This window comes from Polynucleobacter sp. AP-Elch-400A-B2, from assembly GCF_018688355.1.
GTDB lineage: Bacteria > Pseudomonadota > Gammaproteobacteria > Burkholderiales > Burkholderiaceae > Polynucleobacter.
This window is the reverse complement of record NZ_CP061317.1, coordinates 1219146-1241746: the sequence shown is the minus strand read 5'-3', so window position 1 is coordinate 1241746 and position 22601 is coordinate 1219146. Positions and strand designations below refer to the sequence as shown.

25 protein-coding genes and 1 other RNA gene are annotated in these 22601 nt (G+C 45.7%); 17 read left to right on the top strand and 9 right to left on the bottom strand.

Going from position 1 to position 22601, the window contains the following annotated elements; genetic code table 11:
* Positions 1-72: 72 nt before the first annotated feature.
* Together FD977_RS06380 and FD977_RS06375 are read left to right on the top strand one after the other, a co-directional pair.
* The gene (locus FD977_RS06380; RefSeq protein ID WP_215304271.1) at positions 73-3057 is read left to right on the top strand and encodes a PD-(D/E)XK nuclease family protein; all 2985 of its coding nucleotides are present in this window, start codon (positions 73-75) and stop codon (positions 3055-3057) included.
* On the top strand, positions 3054-6560 hold the full coding sequence (locus FD977_RS06375) for an exodeoxyribonuclease V subunit beta (RefSeq protein ID WP_251369443.1): 3507 nt from the start codon (positions 3054-3056) through the stop codon (positions 6558-6560). The genes FD977_RS06380 and FD977_RS06375 overlap by 4 nt, the downstream gene beginning before the upstream one ends.
* Positions 6561-6568: 8 nt before the next feature.
* On the opposite strand, the gene FD977_RS06370 is transcribed toward FD977_RS06375, so the two are convergent.
* Positions 6569-6916 carry a BrnA antitoxin family protein gene (locus FD977_RS06370; RefSeq protein ID WP_215304270.1) on the bottom strand — a complete coding sequence of 116 codons (348 nt, stop codon included), beginning with the start codon at positions 6914-6916 and terminating at the stop codon, positions 6569-6571.
* Entirely contained in the window at positions 6897-7169 is a 273-nt protein-coding gene (locus FD977_RS06365; RefSeq protein ID WP_215304269.1) for a BrnT family toxin, read from the bottom strand. Before FD977_RS06365 ends, FD977_RS06370 begins: the two co-directional genes overlap by 20 nt.
* Before the next feature lie 193 nt (positions 7170-7362).
* On the opposite strand from FD977_RS06365, the gene FD977_RS06360 reads away from it, so the two are divergent.
* A complete protein-coding gene (locus FD977_RS06360) occupies positions 7363-8184 on the top strand; it encodes a tetratricopeptide repeat protein (RefSeq protein ID WP_215304268.1) in 822 nt (273 codons plus the stop codon).
* A gap of 95 nt (positions 8185-8279) precedes the next feature.
* On the opposite strand, the gene FD977_RS06355 is transcribed toward FD977_RS06360, so the two are convergent.
* Together FD977_RS06355 and FD977_RS06350 are read right to left on the bottom strand one after the other, a co-directional pair.
* Entirely contained in the window at positions 8280-9230 is a 951-nt protein-coding gene (locus FD977_RS06355; protein WP_215304267.1) for a tripartite tricarboxylate transporter substrate binding protein, read from the bottom strand.
* Complete coding sequence (locus FD977_RS06350) at positions 9227-10294, bottom strand: tartrate dehydrogenase (RefSeq protein ID WP_215304266.1); 1068 nt, start codon at positions 10292-10294, stop codon at positions 9227-9229. Before FD977_RS06350 ends, FD977_RS06355 begins: the two co-directional genes overlap by 4 nt.
* Positions 10295-10491: 197 nt before the next feature.
* Here FD977_RS06350 and FD977_RS06345 point away from each other — a divergent pair, with 197 nt between their 5' ends.
* From FD977_RS06345 to FD977_RS06335, 4 genes are all read left to right on the top strand, one after another.
* On the top strand, positions 10492-10980 hold the full coding sequence (locus tag FD977_RS06345; protein WP_215304265.1) for a LexA family transcriptional regulator: 489 nt from the start codon (positions 10492-10494) through the stop codon (positions 10978-10980).
* Complete coding sequence (locus tag FD977_RS06340) at positions 10977-12278, top strand: Y-family DNA polymerase (RefSeq protein ID WP_215304264.1); 1302 nt, start codon at positions 10977-10979, stop codon at positions 12276-12278. Before FD977_RS06345 ends, FD977_RS06340 begins: the two co-directional genes overlap by 4 nt.
* A gap of 175 nt (positions 12279-12453) precedes the next feature.
* Complete coding sequence (locus tag FD977_RS10855; RefSeq protein ID WP_256442644.1) at positions 12454-12585, top strand: hypothetical protein; 132 nt, start codon at positions 12454-12456, stop codon at positions 12583-12585.
* Positions 12586-12751: 166 nt separating this feature from the next.
* Positions 12752-13294, top strand: coding sequence for a TIGR00645 family protein (locus FD977_RS06335; RefSeq protein ID WP_215304262.1), 543 nt, complete (start codon positions 12752-12754; stop codon positions 13292-13294).
* A 19-nt stretch (positions 13295-13313) separates the two neighbouring features.
* Here FD977_RS06335 and FD977_RS06330 read toward each other — a convergent pair whose 3' ends face one another.
* On the bottom strand, positions 13314-13970 hold the full coding sequence (locus FD977_RS06330; protein WP_215304261.1) for a putative quorum-sensing-regulated virulence factor: 657 nt from the start codon (positions 13968-13970) through the stop codon (positions 13314-13316).
* 311 nt (positions 13971-14281) lie between these two features.
* On the opposite strand from FD977_RS06330, the gene FD977_RS06325 reads away from it, so the two are divergent.
* Genes FD977_RS06325 through FD977_RS06315 form a run of 3 tightly spaced genes read left to right on the top strand, consistent with a single transcriptional unit; the run spans position 14282 to position 17046 of the window.
* The gene (locus FD977_RS06325) at positions 14282-14845 is read left to right on the top strand and encodes a hypothetical protein (RefSeq protein WP_215304259.1); all 564 of its coding nucleotides are present in this window, start codon (positions 14282-14284) and stop codon (positions 14843-14845) included.
* A complete protein-coding gene (locus FD977_RS06320; RefSeq protein WP_215304258.1) occupies positions 14842-16488 on the top strand; it encodes an ion transporter in 1647 nt (548 codons plus the stop codon). The genes FD977_RS06325 and FD977_RS06320 overlap by 4 nt, the downstream gene beginning before the upstream one ends.
* A 30-nt stretch (positions 16489-16518) precedes the next feature.
* The gene (locus FD977_RS06315) at positions 16519-17046 is read left to right on the top strand and encodes an HD domain-containing protein (protein ID WP_215307075.1); all 528 of its coding nucleotides are present in this window, start codon (positions 16519-16521) and stop codon (positions 17044-17046) included.
* A gap of 19 nt (positions 17047-17065) precedes the next feature.
* Here the strand turns inward: FD977_RS06315 and FD977_RS06310 are convergent, their stop codons facing one another.
* From FD977_RS06310 to FD977_RS06300, 3 genes are read right to left on the bottom strand one after another with little or no spacing between them, the layout of a single operon-like run.
* A complete protein-coding gene (locus FD977_RS06310) occupies positions 17066-17464 on the bottom strand; it encodes a hypothetical protein (protein ID WP_215304257.1) in 399 nt (132 codons plus the stop codon).
* 48 nt (positions 17465-17512) lie between these two features.
* Positions 17513-17947 carry a polymer-forming cytoskeletal protein gene (locus tag FD977_RS06305; RefSeq protein WP_215304256.1) on the bottom strand — a complete coding sequence of 145 codons (435 nt, stop codon included), beginning with the start codon at positions 17945-17947 and terminating at the stop codon, positions 17513-17515.
* An 11-nt stretch (positions 17948-17958) separates the two neighbouring features.
* Complete coding sequence (locus tag FD977_RS06300; protein ID WP_215304255.1) at positions 17959-18132, bottom strand: hypothetical protein; 174 nt, start codon at positions 18130-18132, stop codon at positions 17959-17961.
* A gap of 429 nt (positions 18133-18561) precedes the next feature.
* Between FD977_RS06300 and FD977_RS10850 the strand changes: the two genes are divergently transcribed.
* Both FD977_RS10850 and FD977_RS06295 read left to right on the top strand, forming a co-directional pair.
* The gene (locus FD977_RS10850) at positions 18562-18693 is read left to right on the top strand and encodes a hypothetical protein (protein WP_256442643.1); all 132 of its coding nucleotides are present in this window, start codon (positions 18562-18564) and stop codon (positions 18691-18693) included.
* Positions 18694-18779: 86 nt separating this feature from the next.
* The gene (locus tag FD977_RS06295) at positions 18780-19157 is read left to right on the top strand and encodes a hypothetical protein (protein WP_215304254.1); all 378 of its coding nucleotides are present in this window, start codon (positions 18780-18782) and stop codon (positions 19155-19157) included.
* A gap of 56 nt (positions 19158-19213) precedes the next feature.
* On the opposite strand, the gene ffs is transcribed toward FD977_RS06295, so the two are convergent.
* An RNA gene (ffs, locus tag FD977_RS06290) (signal recognition particle sRNA small type) lies at positions 19214-19311 on the bottom strand.
* A 32-nt stretch (positions 19312-19343) separates the two neighbouring features.
* Between ffs and dnaX the strand changes: the two genes are divergently transcribed.
* The 5 genes from dnaX (at position 19344) to FD977_RS06265 (ending at position 22600) form a co-directional block, all read left to right on the top strand.
* Complete coding sequence (gene dnaX / locus FD977_RS06285) at positions 19344-21008, top strand: DNA polymerase III subunit gamma/tau (RefSeq protein ID WP_215304253.1); 1665 nt, start codon at positions 19344-19346, stop codon at positions 21006-21008.
* 28 nt (positions 21009-21036) lie between these two features.
* The gene (locus tag FD977_RS06280; RefSeq protein WP_046330302.1) at positions 21037-21360 is read left to right on the top strand and encodes a YbaB/EbfC family nucleoid-associated protein; all 324 of its coding nucleotides are present in this window, start codon (positions 21037-21039) and stop codon (positions 21358-21360) included.
* Between the two features lie 25 nt (positions 21361-21385).
* Complete coding sequence (gene recR / locus FD977_RS06275; protein ID WP_215304252.1) at positions 21386-22000, top strand: recombination mediator RecR; 615 nt, start codon at positions 21386-21388, stop codon at positions 21998-22000.
* 112 nt (positions 22001-22112) lie between these two features.
* Entirely contained in the window at positions 22113-22331 is a 219-nt protein-coding gene (locus tag FD977_RS06270; protein ID WP_215304251.1) for a ParD-like family protein, read from the top strand.
* Positions 22328-22600, top strand: coding sequence for a type II toxin-antitoxin system RelE/ParE family toxin (locus tag FD977_RS06265; protein WP_215304249.1), 273 nt, complete (start codon positions 22328-22330; stop codon positions 22598-22600). Before FD977_RS06270 ends, FD977_RS06265 begins: the two co-directional genes overlap by 4 nt.
* The last annotated feature ends 1 nt before the right edge of the window (position 22601 follow it).

Below are 22601 nucleotides of genomic sequence, written 5' to 3'. Positions count from 1 at the left end.
TACAACGCTTATATTAGCAATAAGCCACACTTTCTGCCTAAATTCTCAAAAGAAGCCATAGAACCACCCTCAATGCCGCACCCGTTCCCAACCCTATCTGAGCAAAAGCAGCCACATGCTTGGACAATAGCACCCAATGCTAGTGCTCTGAAATCACTCGCTGAGGGTATTTGGAATTGTGCAGTGCAAACCAAACAGCGCCCCTTAGTGGTGCTGAGCACGGCAGGCCCATTAATGGGGGTGAGAACCGCTTTAGAGAAATATCGCCCCAAGGATCTACCAAGTCATATTGCCTTCTTGCCCCAAGTGATGAGTTTTAACGACTGGCTAGAAGCAGCGCCAGGCGCATGGAAGTTTCCTAAAAAACAAACCGATTTAGAGCGCTGGTTGTCTGTATATGCCACGCTTCGTAAGCACAAAGAGCTGCAAGCCTGGTTTAAGGCAGAAACTGAAGCAGGGTCATGGGGATTAGCGCAGGCCATTATTGCAGCTTGCGATACATTATCTAACTCAATAGCGCCTAGCCTTCAGCAAGAGCTACGCAATCTGATTACCAATCAAGACCAAGCGATTACCCAAAATACACAATCTTGGATCGAAATTCTAGAACCACTATTGGATCGCGCTATTGGTGAAGCATACCCAGCCCTGGCTAAAAAAGTAGTGGATCAAGAGGCGCAAGTACTGCTGACGTTTTGGAGGTACATCACCAGCTCAAGCGATCCTGCCTTTAGAAAGCAATATGCACTGGCGACTCATCTCGAGGCTGCCCAGAAAATTGCACTAGCAAATGTCAGACCCTTAATTTGGGTAGAGACGGCAGATCCAACTCCGATTGATAAACAGCTCATTCAGGGATATTTAGCGGACTATGCGCAATACGCCCCAGCAGTTGAAGTAACTATGAATTGGGAGTCGGTTGCGCTCTGGGCGGAAGCATTAGATCCCGGCACTCCTGAAGAGCAAAAGCTACAAACAATCAAAACAAATATCGACAATTCGTATCCAGAGCATTGGCATCTGATTGCCGCTAAGCGATTTGAAGAGTTGGCGTGGGCAACAGCCAAAACCATTGAACAACAGTTAATCAACGGTAAAACGAATATCGCCTTAGTAGCGCAAGATCGTCTTGTTGCCAGAAGGGCGCGCGCATTACTGGCACGCCTTGGACCATCCCTCAAGATCCAAGATGAAACTGGTTGGAAGTTATCCACCACCAGAGCAGCAGCGGCGCTCAATAGTTGGCTCGAGTTATTACGTGCTCCACCTGAAGGGCCTAGCGCCGCTGACCTATTGGAGTTCTTGCAAAATCCATTCTTAGATCTGGGAAAGTGCCTTAACTCCAACGCTACTCGTGATACAGAATCTTTAAATGGATTAGTGGCGCAGTTTGAGGATATTTTGATTGCTAGCCAAGCTAAATCCGGTTGGGAAACCTTTCATATGGCGATCGAGGGATCGGTTGCGCATAGTTCAGCTGCACCTAATCCACTTTTATTAGAGTTCCTGCAATCGATTCGTGGCCGACTCAATCGCTGGCGTGGAATCAAGATCAATTGCGCTCTTGCGCATCAGTATCTGATGGATGATCTGATTCAAATGGGAATGACCCAAGGCTTAGAAATAGATTCTGCTGGCAAACAATTGCTCGAGCTTTTGGAAACATTTGATTTTGATGTGGAGCATCAGCAAATTGCCATGCGTCTCAATGAGTGGTTGAGCTTATTAAAGACCGTCATCGAAGAGTCTTCATATGAAGAGAAGGGTGTCAATGCCGCAGCTACTTTAAGTATCCTGCCACTGAGCTCCACTCGTTTTAGAGAATTTGAATCTGTTGTGATGGTGGGCTGTGACGAGCAGCAACTTCCCGCATTTTCAGAGCCACCATTATTTTTCTCCGATGCTTTAAATCGTCTCTTGGGTGGATCAAGTATCGAGGCCCAGTTTATTCAGCAGGCACGAGATCTATCTCAACTACTCATCTCTTTTCAAAGTGTTGATCTCCTTTGGCAGAGCAAGAGTAAGAGTGGAGAGCCATTAAGACCATCCGCCTGGATTCAGCGACTCCAAATGGATTTGCCTAATTGGCAGGCGCAAAATGCCAGCGCCTTATTTGCGCCTCGGAATGGCGCAGCAGCACCATCGCAAATGGCAATAGCTAAATTGGATTCAGATTTGCCAATGCCGGTCTCGATGAGTCCAAGTGCTTATAAGGCCTTGCGTGACTGTCCTTATCGATACTATGTGCGTAGCCTACTGGGCCTACGCAAACTCAAAGGCTTTGAAGAGGGCTTTGATGCCTCTCTTGCTGGGCAAACGCTCCACAAGATCTTGCGTAATTTCTATCACGCTATGAAAAGCGAGGCGCCAAAATCCAACTCACCAACCACCAATGATTCAGGACTACGCCGCGCTTGGATGCAAGATCAGCTAACACTCATCTCTGAACAAGTCTTTAAGCGTTTAATCGAAGGTGATGCCAGAGTCTTAGGTGTCTTAAGGGATTGGCAAAAACAAATTCCCAGTTTTATTCAGTGGCAGTTAGATCGTGAGGCTCAAGGTTGGCAGTTCCACGATGCCGAAGTGAAGGTCGGCTTTGATCTGCCATTTACGGATGTAGATGGCAACGGGCGTCACATTCGCATTGAGGGCTATGCGGACCGCTTTGATGTGAGCATCCATGATCCTCAAGCCGCATCAGTCATTGACTATAAGAATCAGAGCCTCACTAAAGTCGAGCAGCGCTCTGAGATAGTGCTAGATGACCCACAATTATTAATCTATGCCAGAGCTTCTAATGAGAGCAACAAGATCCCTGGGCGCGCAGTCAATGCGGCTGAGTGGGTTGCTTTAAAGGCTGATGTGAAAAAGGATGGCGATGAAGCGGAGCGTTCAGTAGTCATCGCAGAAATGCCAGACCTAATGCAAGCATTTTCTGAGCAAATGACTGAAGATGTGCAATCGCTTTGGTCTGGCAAACCCCTCAAGGCGTTTGCACCCGATAGCGTTTGTCAGTATTGCGAAGCTCGGGGTATTTGTAGAAAGGGGATGTGGTGAGTAACTCTACATTCCCAGTCGAGATTGCTTGCGATCCCAATCGCTCGGTGATTGTGTCTGCTTGCGCAGGCAGCGGTAAGACCTGGTTATTGGTTACCCGCATGGCTCGCCTCCTTTTGGCTGGTGCCAAGCCTCAAGAGATCCTTGCACTCACGTTTACCAGAAAAGCTGCGCAAGAGATGCGTGATCGCCTCTATCGTTTGTTGGAGGAGTTTTCACAATCGAGTGATGAGCAGCTATTCCAGCATTTAACTGATCGGGGTCTGACTACCGATGAGGCGAAGGCACTACTACCTACCGCCAAGTCTTTGTATGCCAAAGTACTGTCAAGCCCACAAGGGATTGTGATTGATACCTTCCATGGTTGGTTTGGCAGACTCTTAGGTGCGGCTCCAATCTCAACCGGTATTCAGCCTGGCTTTAGTTTGCGAGAAGATGGAAAGCGTTTGCAAGATGAGTGCCTGGATGACTGGTGGGGTAATTTGCCTGCAGGTATTGCAGTGCATTACGACACCCTATTAAAGGCGCTTGGTGCAAGTGAGACCCAAAAGTTCCTGATGAGTAATTACAGCCTTTTTAAGCAAAGAGGCGCTTGGACCTTCTTCTCGCAAGCATGCAAAGCGCATGGCACTACCCCGATTGAGAAACTCAAAACGGATTTAACGAGACTGACGATCGATAATCCGCTCAATGTAATTTGGAGTGCCATTAACGCTAAAGCAGACTTAGAGTATTTGCATCGCTGCTTTAGTAATAGCAGTGCTACAGAAATGGCTTACGCACCCAGCATTCAGATGGCAATCGACCTCAAGGCCAAGGGTGGTGATGTGATGGAGATAGCATCGATATTGCAGTTAGTATTTTTGACCCAAGACGACACCAATCGCACTTCGAATGACAAAGCTGCCGGCGATCTTAAGAAATACCTTAAAAAAGAGGGTGAGCTAGATCGCGAGCAAGAGCATGTGACTTATAAACAAGCTTGGGCAACAGCGTTCTTAGAATTTGTTGCTTGGAAAAAAGAGCAAGAGGCCTTCGCGCTCAATGAAGCTTGGTTTGCAATGAGCGCCGCAATGATGGACCACGTCAACATCACCAAAGAGTCCATGCGTGTGCGTGACTTTGATGATCTGGAGATTGGTGTCAGCCAGTTAATGGCGGACTCTGCTAATGCAGCCTACTTGCAGTCGAGACTAGATGCGAAGTACAAACACATTCTGGTTGATGAGTTTCAGGACACCAATCCTTTACAGTGGCAAATTCTGCGGGCATGGTTAGAAGGTTATGGTCAGGATGAGTCTAAACCCACCGTCTTTATCGTAGGGGATCCCAAACAATCGATTTACCGATTCCGCCGCGCCGACCCGAGATTATTTAATGATGCGCAGGCTTTCTTGGTAAAAGAAATGAACGCAGCATCCTTAAATCAAAACACGACCCGCCGTAATGCACCAAGAATCAACGATGCAGTAAATCAGATCTTCGGCACTGAACAATTGCCAGAGTCATATCCATTTACTGCGCAAAACACTTTGTGGAAAGCGCCACCAGGAAATACTACAGAAGCGCCATATTCAAACGAGGGTGAAGCCTATTTATTGCCTCTCGTGAAATACGAGGCCCAGGATCTAGAGCAAAGAGCTGGCAATGCTTTTGAGCAAGCCATTGTGGATACGCGGCAAACTGCTGATGTCACTCAGCGCTATGTCGAGGGGCAACAGGTCAGTGCATTGATGCAGCATCTCATTCAGACACGTCCTGTAGTGGATCGCATCAATGGTCAAGAAGTCTGGCGCAAGGCAAGGGAGAGTGATTTCTTATTATTGGTGAAGCGCCGCAAGTACCTCCCGCAATTCGAGCGTGCTCTACGTGAGGCAGGTGTAGCGTTCGAGAGTTCAAGGCTCGGTGGTTTACTCAATACCCTAGAGATTGATGATCTGATTGCACTCTTAACTGTCTTGGTAACGCCGCGCCATGATTTGCCGCTGGCACAGGTGTTGAGAAGTCCGATCTTTGCGTTTACTGAAAGCCAAATGCAAATCCTTGCTAAGGCAGTCGCTTCACATCAATACCGCTCTTGGTGGGATGCTTTGCAAGACAGCCCAGATGCCAGCTTGATGCAGGCAGCGCGGTATTTAGAGCATTGGCGCATGCTGGGTGAGCGCCTTCCAGTGCACGACTTGCTGGACCACATCTATCAAGAGAGCGATTTGCGGATTAAATACGCAAGCGTTTCTCAAGAAATTGCCCGCGCGCAAGTCTTGGCGAACCTCGATGCCTTCCTAGAGCTGGCACTCAATCAAGATGGCGGCCGTTATCCAAGCTTGGGTCGCTTTATTGAAGAGATCAATACCATTCGTCGTGGCGATGATGATGAAACTCCAGATGAAGGAGATGTGGATGCTGAGCCTGATTTAGTAGAGCTCGATGAAGAGAGTGAGTTATCGGAGGAAGATAAAAACAAGCGCGTTCGTATGATGACGATTCATGGAGCAAAAGGCTTGGAATCTCCGTTTGTAATCATGCTCGATGCGAACCACACTGAAGGCAAGGCAGATCATCGTGGCGTCTTATTGGATTGGCCGCCTGAGAGTGAGAGTCCTAGTCATTTATCGATGTATACCTTAGCCACCTTAACCAATCCTCGTAGTGAAGTGCGTGAACGCGAGCTACTCATTGGTAAGAACGAGAACTGGAATCTACTCTACGTGGCAATGACCAGGGCGAAGCAGGGGCTGTGGATTAGTGGTGTCGCAAAGGCACCCACCGCAAAGAATCCTTCAGGCTTAGATGAGAAGTCTTGGTATGGCAGAGCGAGGCTAGGGCAGTTGGCTGTTCTTGAGGATCAACCCGCACCATTAAAAAACACAAGCCCAGCGCCAACAAGTCAGAAACCAGGCAATCCAAAGGATTTCATGATGGATGACTTTGAGGTTTCCTGGGTTGCGGCCAAGGTGAGTCATGAGCAGCAACTCAAAGATATCGAGAGTGGCATGACGCTCAAAGTCTTCCAGGAAGATAGCAGTACACCAGATAACTCCAAAATATTAGAAGAGGGCGTGCACTTTCATCAACTGCTAGAGCATCTCACCCTGCAAACTGGAGCAACAGAACCAGAAGCCATGAGCACAGAACAAATCGCTCGCTGGCTTGGCATTAGTAATGAATCAGCAAGCAAAGCGCTAGACCAAGCAACCACTGTTCTCAACACGCAAGAGCTTGCGCAATACCTCACTTCAAATCAGTGGGTGCAAGCTTGGAATGAGATTGATGTTGTGAGCTTGGATGGCAAAAGTTTCCGCCTAGACCGCTTAGTAGAGTGTGATGATCACTTAGCCATCTTGGATTACAAGCTCACGATCCCTGAGGTGGGCAGTGAAGCTCACAATAAATACCGCGCACAGCTCAATAACTACAAACAGGAGCTTGCCAGAATACGTCCAGATAAGCCTACCAAAGCCTTTTTAATATCCGCTAGAGGTGAGATTTCAGAAGTTAATTAAGTGTAATCTTAGGCGGCAATTTTTAGTTTGTTTGATATTAAATTGCCCTTGATGATTTTCTTCTCAACCGCCGATATCGATTTAGCTTCTTTTTTAATCTCACCCAATACTAGATTGATAAAGGTCTGCCAACCTTCACCCTTGGATTTGTAGAAATCTAAAACATCTTTATCGATTCTCAGGGTAACTTGCTCTTTGCTGCCGCTGCCTAATGGTCTGCCGCGACCGCGAACCATCGTGTGCTTGGCTTTCTCCCACTCTTCATCGGTGAACGGAATGGAGTCTGGATCTTCCATGGCGGCTTTGGTGATTGCAGCATCTTCTGCAGCGCTATGTCTAATTAGTTTTTTCTTCATAGGTATTCATCTCGCGGTTATTTGCTTTTCTTAAGCTGATTATTCTCACGCTCGTTTTAAGCCCAACATAAACTACACAATGCAGGCGTTTATTAATTAGAGCCAACGCTACGCGCCTTTCCTCACCATAATTTTTTCTATGATCAACCCAGCTGATAGCTGAGCCCCAATCAATAAGCTCTGCCTCGGAGAGTGACAATCCATGTTTTGCAATATTGGAATCATTTTTAGCTGAGTCATAAGATAATTTCATCTGAAATATTGTAGTTACGTTAAATCATATCAGCAATGAATTAATATAGCTACAAAAAATAAGGATACTCAATCTCTAGAATTGCGACACCCCCTTGAAATTCATCCTAAAGACCCTATATAAGTAGGGAATAGCAAAAATCCCCAAACTAGGGATAATGAAATTCACACGAAACATCCTACAAGGAGTCTTGATGAACATTCGTAAGGTAATTAATTTATTCGTTGGCGTATGCGCAGCAGCGCTACTGTTAACCAGCAATGCTGTGTTTGCCGAGGCAACTTTGCCAGAGGTATACAAGGCTGTGCAATCTGGGCAGATGGCTAAAGCCGATGCCATGATGAAAGAGGTTCTGCAAAATCATCCTAATAGTGCAAAGGCGCACTATGTGGCAGCTGAGCTTTATGCCAAAGAGGGTAAGGTAGAAGCAGCGCGCAATCATTTCATCACGGCTCAAAACTTAGCTCCTGGTTTGCCATTTGCGCAAGCGGAGTCTGTACAAAAACTCCAAGTGCAATTAGCCAGCACTCAAGTTGCACCCGCTGCCACTCAGACATCCATTTTCAGTAACCCACTCTTTTGGGGTTTGATTGCCATTTTGGTCATCGGTGTCATGATTGTGATGAAGCGTCGTAAGGCAGAAGCAGTTCAGGTCTACAACGCACCAAGCGCTGGATACCCTGGTACTCCAAGCGGTCCTGCTGGCTATCCTGGTGGTCCTGGATACCCTGGAGCTCCAGCTGCAGGTGGCATGGGTAGCGGCTTGATGGGTAGTCTTGCAACTGGTGCTGCATTAGGTGCTGGTATGTACGCTGGTCAAGCACTAGCAAGCAACCTCATGGGTGGTCACGATAACGGCCATTCCAATGCCGGCACTAACCCCAATCTAAATCAAGTGGGCGGCCCAGCATCTTTAGATCCAAACTTTGGTGTGAATGATGCCAGCTCTTGGGATGATGGCGGCTCCAGTTCATGGGATGACAGTGGTGGTGGCGACTTTATGAGTGACGTTTAATTTTCACTCTGCCCACAAAACAAAAGCTACCGACATGGTAGCTTTTGTTTTTATGAAGATAAATTAATATATTGCTTTATCAACTGATTCAGTCGTTACTTAATCATCCCAGCATTCTTTGCATCTTCCATTGCCTGAGGGATTTTCTCTTTCATAAACGCAGGCATTTTTGAGAGTGGAACATCGACAATTACAAAGCCCGAGTCTTCTAGTTTCTTCTTCGTTTCAGGATCGGCATTGAGCTGTGCAAAATAATCAGACATTTTTTGCTGCAAAACTAGTGGTGTAGCCTTAGGTACTGCAACGCCGCGGTAAGCGCCATCCACCCAGTTCAAGCCCAATTCTTTAAATGTAGGTACATCTGGTAGGGCGGGGTTCCGTTTTTCAGTAGCAATCGCGAGAGTGCGTACCTTAGATTTTTGCTGAATCGCTAGGGGGAGATAACCCATAGCGCCATCTACGTGCATCCCAATTAAGGCGGTAATTAAATCTCCAGTACCTTTAAACGGAACGTAATTAATTTTCACGCCGGCTAATTTATTTAGGCGCTCTACTGCCATATGGTTTGCAGAGTATTGCGCAGAGCCAGCAAGATTGATCTTGCCAGGTTCTTTTTTGGCAGCGGCAATAAACTCTTGATAGGTTTTGTAGGGGCTATCAGCAGAGACCATCAGGGCATCTGGAGTGAAGTGGTAGTAGTAGATTGCACTGATGTCATCAGTCTTGTACTGAATTCCTTCTTGCAATGGCTGCAAGATCGTATGGGGAATATTGACGCCGACTACGGTAGTGCCATCAGCGGGATAGGTATTGAGAGCGCTCCAGACGAGTGCACCACCGGCGCCTGCGCGATTCATGACCACCATTGGTTGCTTGAACTTTTTGGCGGAAATATCGGCTTGATAGCGCGCTACTAAGTCAGACTCTCCAGCGGGTGGGAAGGGGATGATGTATTGGATGGTTTTATCAGGGAATGGCTGTGCGCTGACCACTGAGATAAGGCTTAAAGAGAGCACAGCAAACTTCATTAGTGAAAATACATTCATTTGGATATCTCCTCAATTACTGCATTAGTAACATCACTCATCATTGCAGAACCTCCTAAATCTCGGGTATGTAATTGGGGATTAGCGGTGACGACTTCAATTGCATGCATGAGTATCTTGCCAAGCTCTTTTTCTCCTAAGAAGTCGAGCATCATGACTGCGGACCAAAATGTACCGATGGGATTTGCCAAGCCCTGACCCATAATGTCAAATGCTGAACCATGAATCGGCTCAAACATCGATGGATAGCGCCTTTCTGGATCAAGATTAGCGGTAGGGGCAATGCCCAAGCTGCCGGCAAGCGCTGCTGCCAAGTCACTCAAAACATCCGCGTGCAAATTAGTAGCCACAATCGTATCGAGTGATTCAGGGCGATTGACCATGCGAGCGGTAGCAGCATCGACTAGTTCTTTATCCCAAGTTACATCTGGAAAATCTTTGGCTACCAGCTTAGCGATTTCATCCCACATCACCATGCCGTGTCGCTGGGCATTGGACTTGGTAATCACTGTAAGGTGTTTGCGGGGTCGAGACTGCGCGAGCTTAAAGGCAAAGCGCTGTACACGCTCTACGCCAACGCGTGTCATGATGCTCATATCGGATGCCACTTCAATTGGGTGACCTTGGTGGGCTCTACCACCCACCCCGGAATACTCGCCTTCTGAGTTCTCCCGTACAATCACCCAGTCCAATTGTTCTGGTTTGCAATTGCGCAAGGGAGTTTGAATGCCAGGAAGAATGCGAGTGGGGCGCACATTGGCATATTGATCAAAGCCCTGACAAATCTTGAGACGCAAACCCCACAGCGTAATGTGATCCGGAATATCAGGGTCGCCAGCCGAACCAAATAAGATGGCATCTTTAGAGCGTAGGGGTTCTAGACCGTCATTAGGCATCATGATGCCGTGCTTGCGGTAGTAGTCGCCGCCCCAATCAAAATGCTCAAAGGCAAAGGCGACCTGAGGATGTTTTTTGCTTAAAGCGTTTAATACTTTCTCGCATTCAGGGATTACTTCTTTGCCAATGCCATCACCCGGAATCGAGGCTATTTTGTAAGTCTTCATTCGTCTCCTACTGCCATTTTCTAATTAGTGCATGCGCTTTGATATACATTCTCAAAGCCATTATGTGATGCTTCCCCCGCTAAAGAACTTGGGGTTTATGACTAGAAAAAGGGGGCGGTCAGCAGCAAAACAACAAAAAGAGCGTCATTTTTAAGGTTTTTACATATACTGTATGGATATACAGTATATTAATAAACATGACGACTCAAATGATCCCTTCAAAAGCGACCTTAAGCCAGGCTCCACAAGTCTTAGCGGTTCATGACGCCTATGAGTTCAAACTTCTGAGTCACCGTATTTCAGCAGGATTTCCGAGTCCAGCAGCCGATTATGCCGAGGAAGGTCTTGATCTCAATAGCTACCTAGTTCAAAACAAACCAGCCACCTTCATGTTCACCGTCAAGGGGGACTCGATGATGGGCGCGGGTATTTGTGATGGTGACAAGGTGGTGGTCGATAAAGCCCTCAAACCAAAGCACAAAGATATCGTGGTTGCCGTAGTGGACGATGAGTACACCATCAAGCGCCTCTATCAATTACGCGGCAAAACTGAGCTTCAGCCAGAGAATCCCAATTACGAGCCCATTACCTTTAATGAGAACAGCGAACTCCAAATCTGGGGTGTAGTTGTTGGGGTAGTTCGTAAGTACAGCCATGCTAGCAGCAGAAACGGTAGGTCCGCATGAACCAAGCCGGCCAAATCAATCAACTCTTCGCACTGGTTGATGTAAATAATTTCTATGTATCTTGCGAGCGTGTATTTGCACCCAAGCTGGAAGATGTACCGATGGTGGTGCTATCAAATAATGATGGTTGCGCCGTAGCGCGTAGTGCCGAAGTCAAAGCGCTAGGCGTAAAGATGGGTACGCCCTGGTTTCAGATGAAAGATCTGGCTCAGCAGCATGGCATCCAAGCCTATTCATCAAACTACACCCTGTATGGCGATATGAGTGGCAGGGTAGTAGAAGTCTTAAGAAAGTTCACGCCTAATTTAGAGGTCTACAGTATTGATGAGAGCTTTCTGCAAATTGAGACAGTGCTCAAGCAATATGCTGACCCCACTAGCTTGGGTCAAATCATCAAACAAGATGTTAAAGACACTACAGGCTTGCCAGTATGCGTTGGCATTGGTGCTAGTAAGACACTGGCCAAGTTAGCCAATCACTTGGCCAAAAAGAATCCTCAGTTTGCTGGCGTGTGTGACATCAGCTCTATGCCAAAAGCAATGCTCTATCAGTGGATGGCTGAGACGGCAGTAGGTGAGGTGTGGGGTGTTGGTGGAAAGACTGCTAAGAAACTCAAAGAGCTCAAGATCAATAGCATATTTGATTTAGTACAAATATCACCACAAGCGATGCGTCAACAGTTTGGCGTTGTGATCGAGCGTATTTGCTATGAGTTGCGCGGAGTATCGTGCTTGCAGTTAGAAGAAGTGGCGCCAGCTAAACAGCAGATTATTTCCTCAAGAAGTTTTGGTAAGCCAGTCACTTCACTGGAAGGATTATCTGAGTCCGTTGCCACTCATGCCGCAAGAGGTGCTGAGAAGCTCAGAAGCCAGAAGTCAGTCACGGGCGCGCTCACGATCTTTGTGCAAACTAACCCGCACAAACCATTTGAGCCACAACATCATCAAAGCATCACAGTAGTTCTGAGTGATCCTAGCGATAACACCTTAACGCTCACTAGCGCCGCATTAAAAGGTTTGAAGCAAATCTATAAAGCAGGCTTTAAATACAAGAAGGCGGGAGTCATTCTGAATCTCTTGGCCGATAAACCGACGATGCAGCAATCGCTATTTGATGACATGGAAGTCAAAGGCAAGTCCGCTGGACTCATGAAGGCTATGGACTCCATTAATAGCCGCTTTGGTAATGCCGCCATTAAAACCGCAGCAGTTGGAACGAAGCAAGATTGGCAAATGAGGTCAAACAACAGGTCACCGAACTACACCACCCAGTGGGATGAGTTGCCGGTAGTGCGCTAAAGAGTAAGCAAAAAAATGAAACAAAAAATGAATAAAAAACAACAAATAACAAAGCTAATTTTACTAGCTCATTTCGTGAGCTAGTAAGTCAATATTCTGAACACATAAAAACAAAACAGTAATAAGCAATAGCAACAAAATCTCATTAACGCAGAAATATATCAGGAGAAATCAAATGGAACTATTAAATAACTTTAACGGCATCTCACTAGCAGTGATTATGGTTTTGTCTTACTGCGCAGTATTGAAAAATACGAAGCGCAATGAGCGTAGCAATACTCCAGTATTTGGCCGCAAGTATCAGTAAGCAAAATTAGCAGTAGAGAAAAAACAAGCAGCAGCTGCCTAGAAGGGGAATAAGGAAATCACGGATTCCTTATTCCCTAGTAAAGGCGAGAGTCATCAGAATCACCCTACACAAGATATGTGTAATGAGGCTATAAAAATGTCATAAATATGGATAAAATCCAAATATGATCGATGACAAGCAAACCTACATAGATAAGAAACTACGCCCACTGCCACGCTGGATATTTATGTCCCGCTGGTTGCAGGCACCACTCTACATTGGCCTGATTGTTGCCCAGGGCGTCTATGTTTGGCAGTTCTGGTTAGAGTTGGCCCATTTAATCAGCATGATGTCAGAGAAAAACATGACAGAGACTTCACTCATGCTCATTGTGTTGGGCTTGATTGATGTAGTGATGATCTCGAACTTGCTAGTCATGGTGATTGTTGGCGGTTGGGAGACTTTTGTTTCTCGTTTAGAGCTAGAGAATCACCCAGATCAACCCGAGTGGTTGTCGCATGTCAATGCAGGCGTACTGAAGGTGAAGTTGGCAACGGCAATTATTGGTATCTCATCGATCCATTTGCTGAAGACCTTTATTAATGCGTCCTCACACGATGAAAAAACTTTGCTGTGGCAAACCGTCATTCACATGACCTTTGTATTTTCAGCCGTAGCGATTGCTTATACAGAAAAACTAGTGACCTCAACACATAAGCAAAATTAAGGTAATAAGATGCGAAGCTTTAAGCCTGTAGTGCTTTGCGCAGGTATTCAGAGACATTGTCCTGACGCAGCATCCATTGTTTGTAATCGGATGGTACCTGGCCAATGAGTTCGCCCTTGTGTTTGCCAAAAGGCATGATCGTGGGAATGCGGGCCTTCTCAGACATTTCCCACAAAGCATCCAGAGAAGTGGGTTTGAGCTTCTCAATAATCTGTCCAAGTATCTTGGAGCAAATCCACACATCCGCTAAAGCGCTATGGGCATCACGTAGTTGCTCTCTAGCGGTTGAACGTTCAAAGTGATAGAGCAGGGCACTTTGGGTGTGGCTATCTAAGTTAGGCCAAAGACTTCGGGTAAGCGCTAGTGTGCAAATACGTTTGACAGCGGGTTTACCAATCGCCTCCCAGTCAAAATCCACGCTATGGCCAATGATGTACTTGGTGTCGGTAGATAATTGAAAGGTGCTGCTAGAGGGGCAATTGACGAGCTCCTCATCCATGATGTGATGGGTTGCTAATGCGCCCAGACTAATCGGTTTACCCGGGTTGTAGCGCTGCACCCAAGGGTTGCCAACAACGAGCGGCTGAATAGAGCTCACATCTAAAGAGGCCGCCTCAATAATGACGGCATCCTGCTTGTCAGTAGCTTCCACATCAAAAATAATGGCTTGTGGCATAAAAATCTTTAAAAGAAGGGCGGTTAGCTAGGCTATTTATTAGCTGGGGAATCTGGGTTTTTAACAAGCTCGGCGTCAAAACCCTGGTTTTTATCGTGTTCTGCCAGTTTTTGCATTATGCTTTGAGCCATTGGGGATAAATCTTTCGCACGCTCAGTTGGCTCCAAGCTCTTTCTCTTCAATAAGCTTTGCAGTAGTGTTTGGAAAAACATTAATACCCCCTAATTAGCCGTCTTAGTAACTGAAATTTGAATATACAGGAATTGAAAGCAGCAAGATAGCCGCTTAAATAAACCGTGAATTAGGAGAGCATGTTGGGCAAGAATATTCAGAGTCTATTTCGAGGCATGCATTTTTGGAACTTTTTCTTTATTTTGGTCTTATTGGCCAATCTGATTCTAGTAATCTATCTAGGATTAGGGAACTATCAAAATGCCGCGAAGGTAGCAGCATCACAAGATAATGCCGAAGAGATTATTACCTGGTTTGAGGCTCTTGCCAGTAAGAGTGAAGCCAATGAGCCCATTGAACCTGCAGCATGCACCCCCATTGATGAAGATACTAAATTGATTCAAGGTATGAAGCCAAATCAATGGAAAAATTGTGTCGAAGCACTTTTTGCAGCCAAAGGTCCCTTTGAGAGCTATGTCAATCTATTAAATCCAGCTGGACCAGCGTACACATCTAAATGCAATAAAACCAATCTGCTCAATAGTGGATCTCTTATCTTTGAAAAACTGACCGTCAACCCGGCGGGACCTCCTGCTGCATCTCCGTTAGAGCCTGGGGAGAAACTCGTAAGGGGCTTGCAGATTCGCCTCAGTCTTTGCGATACCGGTTTTTACCTTATTAGGATTGGAGAATTTAAGTTATGAATCTCCGGCCCATTTCATTTACTAGCCTGAACTTACACATCCGTAAGCGGGTGTTTGATTTATTCTTTAATCACCAGATTAAAACGAATTATTGCAACCAGTTTGAGCGCTTCATTACTTATATGATTGTGCTCAATATGGCAGGCTTGATGCTTGAGCATATCCCAGTATTTTACGAGACTCGGGAACACCTGTTTCATATTTTTGATGTGGTCTCGCTAGCAATTTTCTCGATTGAGTATGTCTTGCGACTGTATGTAGCACCAGAGGATCCAGTTTTTAGCTCTGCCAAATACCCTCGTCTTGCCTATTTCAAGAGCCCCTTTGCCCTCATTGATTTAGTATCCATTTTGCCTTTCTACTTAGGCGCCTTCATTGATACCGACTTACGTGTCTTACGAGCTTTACGGTTACTGCGTTTATTTAAACTCTTCCGCGCTTTAGCGCCAGCAGTCAATGAGTTTTTAGAGAAAAATAAAGATAAATCCTTTCGCTACAAAATTTATGCGCTAGTGAATGAAACACCGACCAGTGGCAATCTACATCACATCTTTGATATGTTTATTGTGACCTGGGTTATTGTGTCAGTGCTAGCCGTGATTTTTGAATCAGTCCATAGCATTAGCTACCATCTGCATTCTGAATTTATTATTCTCGATACGATTGCGGTGCTGATCTTCTCTACTGAATATTTAATGAGGATCTACAGTGCCCCTGAAGATCCAAAGTACCAGGCTTTGTTCAAAGGACGCTTAAGCTTCTCATGTAAGCCAACGAGCATTATTGATTTCTTGGCAATCGTGCCGTTCTATTTAGAGAGCTTGCTGCATCACCTCTTTGACTTGCGTTTCTTGCGGGTCTTTAGACTGATGCGTTTACTAAAGTTAGCGCGTTATTCCGGTGCTACTCAATCCTTATTTACCGTGATTAAGCGCGAGTGGCCTGTCATGAAGGCGGCTGTTTTCATTCTGTTGTTACTGGTGATGCTCGCCGCATGCTTAGGGTATGTATTTGAGCACGAAGCCCAGCCCGATAAATTTGAAAATATTCCCCAAGCCATTTATTGGTCTGTGATTACTTTAGCCAGCGTGGGTTATGGTGATATCTCTCCGATTACCCCAGCAGGTAGAGCCATTACGATTGTCATAGCGCTCTTGGGTATTGGTATTTTTGCGATTCCGGCGGCGATTCTCTCATCAGCGCTGGGTGATCAATTGCGGATTGAACGCGAAGCAATGATGAATGAGCTCTATCACATGCTGGAGGACGGTGTCATTTCACCGGATGAGCAAGAGATGATTGAGGCTGAGGCCAAACGTTTACATCTGTCTAAAACAGAGCTGGACCGCTTGCTTGAAAAAGCTAAGGTGCAGATGGGTCTAGAGCAGGCATCAGTCAAAGATGCTAAGGGCGATAAAGGTGCTACTAGCGAAATGAGTCTCGAGTTTTTGTCAAAGCATCCTGAGCTTGCTGCAGAGCAACTGAAGATCACTATCTCCAAATTGCAGCAAATTGTGAGTGTGTCGGATCGACAAGAGTTAAATAAATATGTCAATAATCCTGATAACGTGACGGGGCTGCAAAGTAGTATGCTCAAATTACTATTGCAAAACGCTACGGCAAAAGAACAGAAGAAAGATTAATAGCTCATCCTTATAATAGATGACATCATGATTAATCATTTTGTTCTTGCCTTGGCATTTTCAGCTGAGAAGCATAAAAATCAACGGCGTAAAGACGCGCAAATCACGCCGTATATTAATCACCCCATTCAGCTAGTTAATGTTTTGGTGAACGAGGGCGGAGTGATGTCTTGGGATGTGCTATGTGCAGCACTCTTGCATGATGTGCTTGAAGATACCCAAACGACTGAAGAAGAGTTAATCACCCATTTTGCTAAAAAAGTGACTGGGATTGTGAAAGAGTTGACCGACGACAAATCGCTTGCCAAAGAGATGCGCAAAAGCTTGCAAATAGCCCACGCCCCTTTTGCTAGCCATGAGGCAAAGCTTGTCAAACTGGCTGATAAGATTTGTAATCTCCGTGATATATTGGTCGCCCCGCCAGCTGGCTGGGATCTTCAGCGCAAGCAAGAGTACGTTACTTGGTCTGAAGCAGTGGTGGCCGGCATTAGAGGGACAAATTCCAAGCTAGAAAAGGTATTTGATGGCTTGCTAAAAGAGGCTCAGCAAATGCAATAGGCGGGTCTGGATACTGGGTTTAGGTGTCGAGTTTGCTGGTGATTGATAATTCACCCCACATCACGATATCCATATCGACTAATTGCCAACCTTTGTGTTGAAAGCCAATATCAAAATCATCTGTGGTCTTGCTTTGTTGAAAAATAGCATTTAAGGCTGCTTGCTCATCTTGTGGCACGGTCTCAGAGAAGTAGATGAGGTGCTGACCCTCACTAGAGAGGTTTACCTCCGTAAAGTCCTGACTCCCCACGCTAATGCCAAGATGCTCATCATATTCGGCTAAAAAATTGGGTGGATCCTCGGTAACGAAAGACCCGCTTTTCCAAAGAAAGCCGCAATTCATTTCTTTATTATCTTTGCGGTAGGTCATGCGCTCAGTGATGTGAAATTCATTTTTAGGTGAAATTCTAAAAGCCATAAAAAACTCCGTTTGCTAACAGCGGTTTAGATCATTTAAAAGAGTTTTTTAAGAGGCAATCTTTTGAATAGGCTCAAAAGAAATTACTTCTGATTTATTAGGCTTGACTACGTCTAAGGCTACGCAAGACAAGATGCCGTTGACTCTAGCATCGGGGTGAATATCAATGGATTTGTAGCGGATATTACCCAAAATCACGGCACTGGGATGCACCACCATTTGTTCGTCTACCGTAATGGAGCCTTCAATAGTTCCGGCAACAATCAGGTTGGAATAATGCAAATCGCCAGTCAAAAACCCCTCTTTATCGATCACAAGGGTAGATTTGCTGCTTTCTGCTTCTAGGATGTTGCCCACAAAGTGCCCCGCAACTCGGATATTGCCGTTGCCTTCCAGATTTCCAAGCACTTTGGAGCCTGCTCCAATTTCATTAGTAAATTGAAGTTGGTAATTGGTCGATTTTTTGGTGTCAAACATACTCATATTTACTTAGCTTAATCTAGCTTCCAATGACGATACTCTTGCTCTGGGATGTCATGCATTTTATTCATTTTACGTCTGGCGAGATGTTGCCAAATAAGCCTCTCCTCGACTAATTCATAACTTTGTAATACAGATTCTTCAACAGAAAGGCTGTCTTTTTCAATTTCTAATTGCGCAATATTCATGATGTACTCCTCAAGAATGTCTATTTGGTTGCCAACAAATCGGCTAATGCATGCTGTGTCGAAACGGGACAGTTCGCACGCTTACCTGATTTATTGACATGGCTTTATCGTGCCTTTCAAGTGCTCACTTGTCCAATCAATTTTTTATATTTTTTACGAGATGAAATTTCGTTGCAGGGCAACAAATAAAATGCTTTCTAAGTGCTTGATTTATTTATACCGAGGGTAAGCTATTGAAAGAGATGCGACAAAATAATGACGCATTCCCCTATGCAAATAAGGTGATTGTCTATATCGTTTACATCAGTAATCTATATTGATTAGGTGCAGGAGGGTGCAATACTTTCCTACACACCAATCATCCTGGATCCCTGTTCATTTTTAATGCAAACCTCTACGCTGAACTTTTCTAGCTAATAGGGGTTTGTCATGCAAGTTTCAGTTGAATGCACTCACAAGCAATTACGTTTATTTAGATTGGTCATGGACGCACGAACTGTTGTTGTCTTATTGATCATTTTGATGATCTGGCAAATCATGAAAATTCTTCATATTCTTTAAATTGCTAAAAATGCCTCCTTCAAAAGATCGCGGTAATATTCTGATGATGAATGACTCTGCATTCATAACTGACTTAGGAGGCTTTCATGGACGATTTGGTATATAAAAAGCGTGGCAAAGGGCCTGCCATCGCTTCTGCTGCGAGTACAGCCAATGCAAATGCCCAGATACCCTCATTTGCCCAGCTCCAAGAAAAGCAGCGCAGTGAACTCATTGAGATGGCTCAAGTGCGCTTTGGCATTAAGGGCAGTGCTGTGCAAATCAATTTGGCGCCATTACAGATTCATTTGGGTATGACTCAAAAAGAAATCTTTAAGGCCTTATTAGATGCCCCAGAAGCTGAGCACGCTGATCAAGTGCTCTATGCATTAGCTAAAGGGGAGATTGATGCAGATATGGCCAATCAAATCTTAGCTAGCTTGGCACTTTTAGATAAGTTTAAGAAAATCAAAATAGAGTCCTAAGAGCGTGACCCTAGGTCCATAACCCTAAGGGCGTCAATATTCTCAATATAGGGGGAGTGGACGAGCCCGACCCCCGGCACTGACAGAATTGGGTTTGGCTGCTTCGTTCCCGACCTGACCAGGTTATCCAAACCGCCATGCGGGGAGGCCCGTCCAATTCCATTTTAGCTTGTTAGAATGGAGTACATGACAGCATTGGCTTTAGCCCGTTCGTGGCGCCCTAAAACATTCTCCCAATTGGTAGGACAAGACCATGTGGTTAAGGCTTTAACCCATGCCTTAGACCAAGGTCGACTACATCACGCATGGCTCTTTACCGGCACTCGCGGGGTCGGAAAGACCACGATTGCCCGAATTATGGCCAAAGCCCTCAATTGCACCGGAGAAGATGGCCAAGGTCGCATGACCTCTGAGCCTTGCGGAAAATGCCCAGCCTGCCTAGAAATCGATGCAGGACGCTTTGTTGACTATATAGAGATGGATGCTGCGAGTAATCGTGGGGTAGACGACATTGCCGCTCTATTAGAAAAAGCAGCCTACGCACCGAGTAATGCGCGTTACAAGGTCTACATGATTGACGAGGTGCACATGCTCACCAATCATGCCTTTAATGCCATGCTCAAAACGCTCGAAGAGCCGCCTGAACATGTGAAGTTCATACTGGCAACTACAGATCCACAGAAGATCCCCGTCACTATTTTGTCGCGTTGCTTACAGTTCAATCTCAAGCAAATGCCAGTACCGCTCATCGTGGAGCATTTAGAAAAAGTACTCGCTGCAGAAAAAGTCGATTGTGAAACTAATGCACTGCGTGTTTTGGCAAAAGCAGCACAAGGCTCAATGCGTGATGCGCTATCACTGACTGATCAAGCCATTGCCTACGCCGCAGGTAAAGTATCTGAAGAAGCCGTGCGCGGGATGCTCGGCACTCTAGATGATGCCTATCTCATTAAAATTTTAGATGCACTCATTGCAAAAGATGGCGCTACATTATTAGCTATCTCAAATGAAATGGGTGAGCGCAGTATGTCTTTCTCATTAGCGCTTGCGGATCTATCTAGCCTCATTCAGAAAATCGCTGCCGCGCAAATTGTTCCTGAGTCAGTCTTAGAAGACTGGCCAGAAGCAGCAGAGATTCGTCGCTTAGCTAGCGCACTGACAAAAGAAGAGGCACAACTCTTTTATCAAATTAGCATTACTAGCCGTCCCGATTTATCACTAGCGCCGGATGAGCAAACGGGCTTTGCCATGACACTCCTGCGGATGCTAGCCTTTCGCCCAGGAAATGAAACTCCCAGCAGAGCAGGGGGTAATGTCAGTAACTCCGCACCGCCGGTAGCTTCGGTGGCATCGGCGCCTAGAGCATCTGCACCAGCAAACCAAACAGCTGTTCCAGTCAGGTCTGTAGCTCCAGCACCAGCTCCAGTAGCTAAGCCTGCCGCATCAGCGCCAACTGCGTCTAGCGCAGATCGTCCTGACTGGCATACCTTGATGCGCCAGTTACCGATTAAAGGTTTGGTGCAACAGTTGGCATTTCAGACAGAGCTACAAGATTGGGAAGATTCACCAGCAGGCGTGCGCGCTACGGTGGTGACGCCCATGCCGCAATTGGCTTCTGAAGCTTCTGTTGGCCGTCTTGCAGATGCACTGACTGCACACTTTGGCAAACCCGTGAAAGTCATCATCGAAAAAGGTGAAGTGGAAGGCAAAACCGTTGCTAAAGTCGATGCCCAGATTCATCAAGAGAAAAGACTCAATGCAGAGCAAATGATTGCGCAAGATCCATTTATTCAGCAATTACAAAAAGAGTTTGGAGCCAAAGTAGTTGGTGGCTCTGTGAAGCCAATCTAAAGATCAGAAAACAAAAGGAAATCAAGCGATGATGAAAGGCGGCCTTGCAGGTTTGATGAAACAAGCCCAGCAGATGCAAGAGAAGATGAAAGTAGCGCAAGAGCAATTGGCTGCGTTAGAAGTCACTGGCCAAGCTGCTGGTGGTTTAGTGAAAGTCACCATCTCTGGCAAACACGAAATGAAGCGTGTACAGATTGATCCAGGCGCAATGGATGATCGCGAAATGCTCGAAGACTTGCTTGTTACTGCCTATACAGAAGCATTCAAACAAGTAGAAGCGGCTAGCTCACAAGTAATGTCTGGTGCTACTGCGGGTATGCCAATGCCTCCTGGCTTTAAGTTGCCGTTTTAATCATTCATAAAAAACTGTTCAATTAATGGCACGTCCAGAAGCTCCGCAAGATGCACTTGGTCGTTTGATCGAGGCATTGCGTGTATTGCCTGGAGTAGGGCCTAAGTCTGCACAGCGCATGGCTTTTTATCTGCTGCAACATGATCGTAATGGCGCAGCAGTGCTTGCTCAGTCATTAGGTGAAGCAGTTGAGACTGTAGGCCACTGTGCCCGTTGCAATACATTTTCAGAGACTCAAATCTGTGGCACTTGTATGGATGACCGCCGTGATCCATCCTTACTGTGCATCGTGGAAACACCAGCCGATCAGGTGATGGTCGAGCAGACCCTGAGTTTCAAGGGAAACTATTTCGTATTAATGGGCCGCATCTCACCACTTGATGGTATGGGCCCTAATGAAATTCATTTTGATCGATTACTTAATCGTATTGAAGCGCCTGACACTGGAGTGCCGGTCAGAGAAGTAGTTCTAGCAACGAATTTCACAAGTGAAGGTGAGGCTACTGCCCACTACATTGGTGAAGTGCTTAAATCCAAAGGCATCAAAGTCACTAGAATTGCCAGAGGTATTCCGGTAGGTGGTGAGCTGGAGTATGTAGACGCCGGCACCTTAGCTAGAGCGCTGATGGATCGTCGCTAAGTCTAGTAGATATAAGCTATACCCTAATTCCCCTTGAGTGGAGTGCTTAATAAAAAGTTGCTTTTTACAACCTTTTGTATTAAATTGGTACCAACTTAATAAGGGGTTCATTATGGCTATAGCAATCAAGTTATCCGATCTTTTGGTGGAAGACGCCAAGCCTTATGCTCAAGCAATGCATAGATCGGTACCTAAGCAAATTGAATACTGGGCCCGTTTGGGAAAAGTGGCTGAGGAAAATCCTGATCTACCAATTCACATGCTTCAAGATATGCTTGTGAGTATTGAAGAGGTAAAAGCTGGCAATCTTTCCCCATATAAATTCGGATGAAGGTATTAACAACTCCTCGATTTGATCGAGCTATTAAGAAAATCTCCCCCGCCGAAAAGAAGACCCTTGATTCAGCAGTGAAAGTCATCACTTCCGAGCCATTTGCTGGCGAGATGAAAAAGGGTGATTTATTGGGTGTACAGGTTTATAAGTTTCGCCATCTTCAGCAACAAATGTTGTTAGCTTATTCAGTTAGTCTGGATGGAACTCAGATTGCATTAATTGGCTATGGTGTCCATGAAAACTTTTATCGAGACCTTAAAAGATAGG

Coding starts and splice junctions, on each gene's coding strand:
- FD977_RS06380 (WP_215304271.1), top strand. CDS start 73: ATGCCGCACCCGTTCCCAACCCTATCTGAGCAAAAGCAGCCACATGCT.
- FD977_RS06370 (WP_215304270.1), bottom strand. CDS start 6,916: ATGAAGAAAAAACTAATTAGACATAGCGCTGCAGAAGATGCTGCAATC.
- FD977_RS06365 (WP_215304269.1), bottom strand. CDS start 7,169: ATGAAATTATCTTATGACTCAGCTAAAAATGATTCCAATATTGCAAAA.
- FD977_RS06360 (WP_215304268.1), top strand. CDS start 7,363: ATGAACATTCGTAAGGTAATTAATTTATTCGTTGGCGTATGCGCAGCA.
- FD977_RS06355 (WP_215304267.1), bottom strand. CDS start 9,230: ATGAATGTATTTTCACTAATGAAGTTTGCTGTGCTCTCTTTAAGCCTT.
- FD977_RS06350 (WP_215304266.1), bottom strand. CDS start 10,294: ATGAAGACTTACAAAATAGCCTCGATTCCGGGTGATGGCATTGGCAAA.
- FD977_RS06345 (WP_215304265.1), top strand. CDS start 10,492: ATGACGACTCAAATGATCCCTTCAAAAGCGACCTTAAGCCAGGCTCCA.
- FD977_RS06340 (WP_215304264.1), top strand. CDS start 10,977: ATGAACCAAGCCGGCCAAATCAATCAACTCTTCGCACTGGTTGATGTA.
- FD977_RS10855 (WP_256442644.1), top strand. CDS start 12,454: ATGGAACTATTAAATAACTTTAACGGCATCTCACTAGCAGTGATTATG.
- FD977_RS06335 (WP_215304262.1), top strand. CDS start 12,752: ATGATCGATGACAAGCAAACCTACATAGATAAGAAACTACGCCCACTG.
- FD977_RS06330 (WP_215304261.1), bottom strand. CDS start 13,970: ATGCCACAAGCCATTATTTTTGATGTGGAAGCTACTGACAAGCAGGAT.
- FD977_RS06325 (WP_215304259.1), top strand. CDS start 14,282: ATGTTGGGCAAGAATATTCAGAGTCTATTTCGAGGCATGCATTTTTGG.
- FD977_RS06320 (WP_215304258.1), top strand. CDS start 14,842: ATGAATCTCCGGCCCATTTCATTTACTAGCCTGAACTTACACATCCGT.
- FD977_RS06310 (WP_215304257.1), bottom strand. CDS start 17,464: ATGGCTTTTAGAATTTCACCTAAAAATGAATTTCACATCACTGAGCGC.
- FD977_RS06305 (WP_215304256.1), bottom strand. CDS start 17,947: ATGAGTATGTTTGACACCAAAAAATCGACCAATTACCAACTTCAATTT.
- FD977_RS06300 (WP_215304255.1), bottom strand. CDS start 18,132: ATGAATATTGCGCAATTAGAAATTGAAAAAGACAGCCTTTCTGTTGAA.
- FD977_RS10850 (WP_256442643.1), top strand. CDS start 18,562: ATGCAAGTTTCAGTTGAATGCACTCACAAGCAATTACGTTTATTTAGA.
- FD977_RS06295 (WP_215304254.1), top strand. CDS start 18,780: ATGGACGATTTGGTATATAAAAAGCGTGGCAAAGGGCCTGCCATCGCT.
- dnaX (WP_215304253.1), top strand. CDS start 19,344: ATGACAGCATTGGCTTTAGCCCGTTCGTGGCGCCCTAAAACATTCTCC.
- FD977_RS06280 (WP_046330302.1), top strand. CDS start 21,037: ATGATGAAAGGCGGCCTTGCAGGTTTGATGAAACAAGCCCAGCAGATG.
- recR (WP_215304252.1), top strand. CDS start 21,386: ATGGCACGTCCAGAAGCTCCGCAAGATGCACTTGGTCGTTTGATCGAG.
- FD977_RS06270 (WP_215304251.1), top strand. CDS start 22,113: ATGGCTATAGCAATCAAGTTATCCGATCTTTTGGTGGAAGACGCCAAG.
- FD977_RS06265 (WP_215304249.1), top strand. CDS start 22,328: ATGAAGGTATTAACAACTCCTCGATTTGATCGAGCTATTAAGAAAATC.